Source organism: Marinicella gelatinilytica, assembly GCF_026410405.1.
In the GTDB taxonomy this organism is placed as follows: domain Bacteria; phylum Pseudomonadota; class Gammaproteobacteria; order Xanthomonadales; family Marinicellaceae; genus Marinicella; species Marinicella gelatinilytica.
The window spans coordinates 1-2,300 of record NZ_JAPMLN010000033.1; the positions used below are offsets into that span (position 1 = coordinate 1).

Genomic DNA, 2,300 nt, shown 5'->3' on the forward strand with positions numbered 1-2,300 from the left:
GTAAGCGCCAAGCGAACCCCATTCTACTATTTTTCTGATGTCTGATGCACACTGTGTGTTTTTAACACAGTGAATTACATGAGCAAAACTTACCGAAGCAAAGAACAATGGATTGAGCTTATTCAAGCCCATAAAGAATCCGGTTTAACAGCCGCTGCATTCTGCCGACAACAAGGCATTAATGCCAAGTATTTTTCCAAGCGACAAAAGGATTTTGGGTTTAGGTCATCGACCAAGAATGAGTTTATTCAGGTCAAGGTTGATAAACCGTTGCATCGAACGGTGATGTCACTGAACACGGGGCACGGCCAAATAGAATTTAATACCTGGCCTGATCCTGATTATGTTCATCAATTGCTCCAGGCATTGCGATGATTCACTTTGCCGATGTACCGGTGTATCTACACCGGGATTATGTGGATTTCCGCAAAGCCATTAACGGCTTGAGTCAAATTGTCCAAGATAACATGGGCATGGATGTGTTTAGTCCTGGCTTGTTTGTATTTTGTAATAAAGGCCGTGATAAGCTCAAAGTGTTGTACTGGGATCAGACCGGGTTTTGCTTGTGGCAAAAGCGTCTTGAGAAAGATAAGTTTATCTGGCCAAAGAAGGAAACAAATGGCATTATTCACTGGGATGTTGAGCAACTTGATTGGTTATTGCGCGGCTTTAACGTGGCCCAGTTGAAACCGCATAAAACATTGAATTATAATGCAATTTAACCCATAAAAGTGAGCGTTTATGGTTGGTAAATGTTATAATGCTTGGCATGAAATCAGCCCAAAAACTACAACAGGAAAACGCCAAATTACGGGCTGAAATTAAGCAACAAAGCAAAGTTTATGAGCAAACCCTCAAGGACAAAAACACCTATATCCAAAACCTCGAAGCGGCGTTAATCGATCTTAAAAAGTACCGCTTCGGCTCATCCTCTGAAAAACAAAACAATGCCCAAACGGCTTTGTTCAACGAAGCTGAAGTGCTGACTGAAACCAAAGCCAAGAAAGCCAAAGTCAAGAAGAAAAAATCAGGTAAAAGAAAACCCTTACCCAAAACCTTAGAACGCGAAGATAAGGTTTATAAACCTGAACAAACAACCTGTCCCCATGATGGGGCTAAATTGATTTATGCCGGTGAAGAAGTTTCTGAACAACTCAAGTTTATCCCGGCACATATCAAAGTCATCCGGCATATACGTCATAAGCTGGCTTGCCCTCAATGTAAACAACACATCGCCACGGCGCCAAAGCCCGCTGATCCCATCCCCAAGTCCATTGCCTCACCTGAATTACTGTCCTACATCACAGTGAGTAAATACGCAGATGGCTTGCCACTTTATCGCTTAAGCCAAATGTTTAAACGTCTGGATATCTCAATCAGCCGTACCAACATGGCCGATTGGATGATTAGATGCAGTACCTTGATACAACCGCTGGTTAACCTGCTGGAAGACAAACTCTTTGATAAACCTTTTATCCACATGGATGAGACCACTGTCCAAGTCCTGAAGGAGCCAGGCAAAAAACCTTCATCTAAAAGCTACATGTGGGTACGCCGAGGTCAAGACATTATCCTGTTTGACTACTCATCATCTCGTTCCACTAAAGCCGCTGAAAAAATCATCAAAGGCTACGCCAAAACCCTGATAACGGATGGTTATGGTGTTTATGATACCTTGACTAACAAACAGTTGGGCTGTTGGGCACACGCCAGACGATACTTTATCAAGGTTCTTGATAATGGTGAACACGCTGGTGCCCGAAAAATGGTCGAACTAATCGCTGAACTTTACCAAATCGAAAAACAAATCAAAGACGACCCGCCGGATAAAAAGAAGATAAGCAGACAAGACAAAAGCAAACCTATCTTAGCGAAAATCAAAGCACTCAACGATGAGCAGCTTATCGGCTGTGCGCCTAAAAGTATATTCGGCAAAGCCCTTGGTTATCTGCACAACCAATGGCCCAAGTTAATCGGTTACATCGAAAATGGTCATTACCCCATTGATAATAACCCGGCCGAAAATGCCATCAGGCCATTCGTTGTCGGCCGCAAAAACTGGCTGTTCGCCAACACCCAAAAAGGCGCCAAAGCCTCAGCCAATCTCTACGGCCTCATCGAAACCGTCAAAGCCCACGGCCTCAACCCCGAAAAATACCTCACTGAAATCTACCGCCAACTACCCAACGCCAAAACAGTGGAACAAATAGAACAGTTGTTGCCTGAAAACATCCAGCTCGATTAGACACCCACACACAGCTAAACTAAACTATCAACCATGGGGTTCGCTTGGCGCTTAC

3 protein-coding genes are annotated in these 2,300 nt (G+C 43.8%); all 3 read left to right on the plus strand.

Annotated features, from left to right (window positions below; translation table 11 throughout):
- The first annotated feature begins 78 nt into the window (after window positions 1-78).
- The 3 genes from tnpA to tnpC are packed head-to-tail and all read left to right on the plus strand — an operon-like array spanning window position 79 to window position 2,245.
- A complete protein-coding gene (tnpA, locus tag OS173_RS13205; protein WP_267184756.1) occupies window positions 79-375 on the plus strand; it encodes an IS66 family insertion sequence element accessory protein TnpA in 297 nt (98 codons plus the stop codon).
- On the plus strand, window positions 372-722 hold the full coding sequence (gene tnpB / locus OS173_RS13210; RefSeq protein WP_267184757.1) for an IS66 family insertion sequence element accessory protein TnpB: 351 nt from the start codon (window positions 372-374) through the stop codon (window positions 720-722). The genes tnpA and tnpB overlap by 4 nt, the downstream gene beginning before the upstream one ends.
- Window positions 723-769: 47 nt before the next feature.
- Complete coding sequence (tnpC, locus tag OS173_RS13215) at window positions 770-2,245, plus strand: IS66 family transposase (RefSeq protein ID WP_267184758.1); 1,476 nt, start codon at window positions 770-772, stop codon at window positions 2,243-2,245.
- Window positions 2,246-2,300 lie beyond the last annotated feature (55 nt).

What these genes read in the sequence shown, in the direction of transcription:
- tnpA (WP_267184756.1), top strand. Translation starts at nt 79, where the DNA reads ATGAGCAAAACTTACCGAAGCAAAGAACAATGGATTGAGCTTATTCAA.
- tnpB (WP_267184757.1), top strand. Translation starts at nt 372, where the DNA reads ATGATTCACTTTGCCGATGTACCGGTGTATCTACACCGGGATTATGTG.
- tnpC (WP_267184758.1), top strand. Translation starts at nt 770, where the DNA reads ATGAAATCAGCCCAAAAACTACAACAGGAAAACGCCAAATTACGGGCT.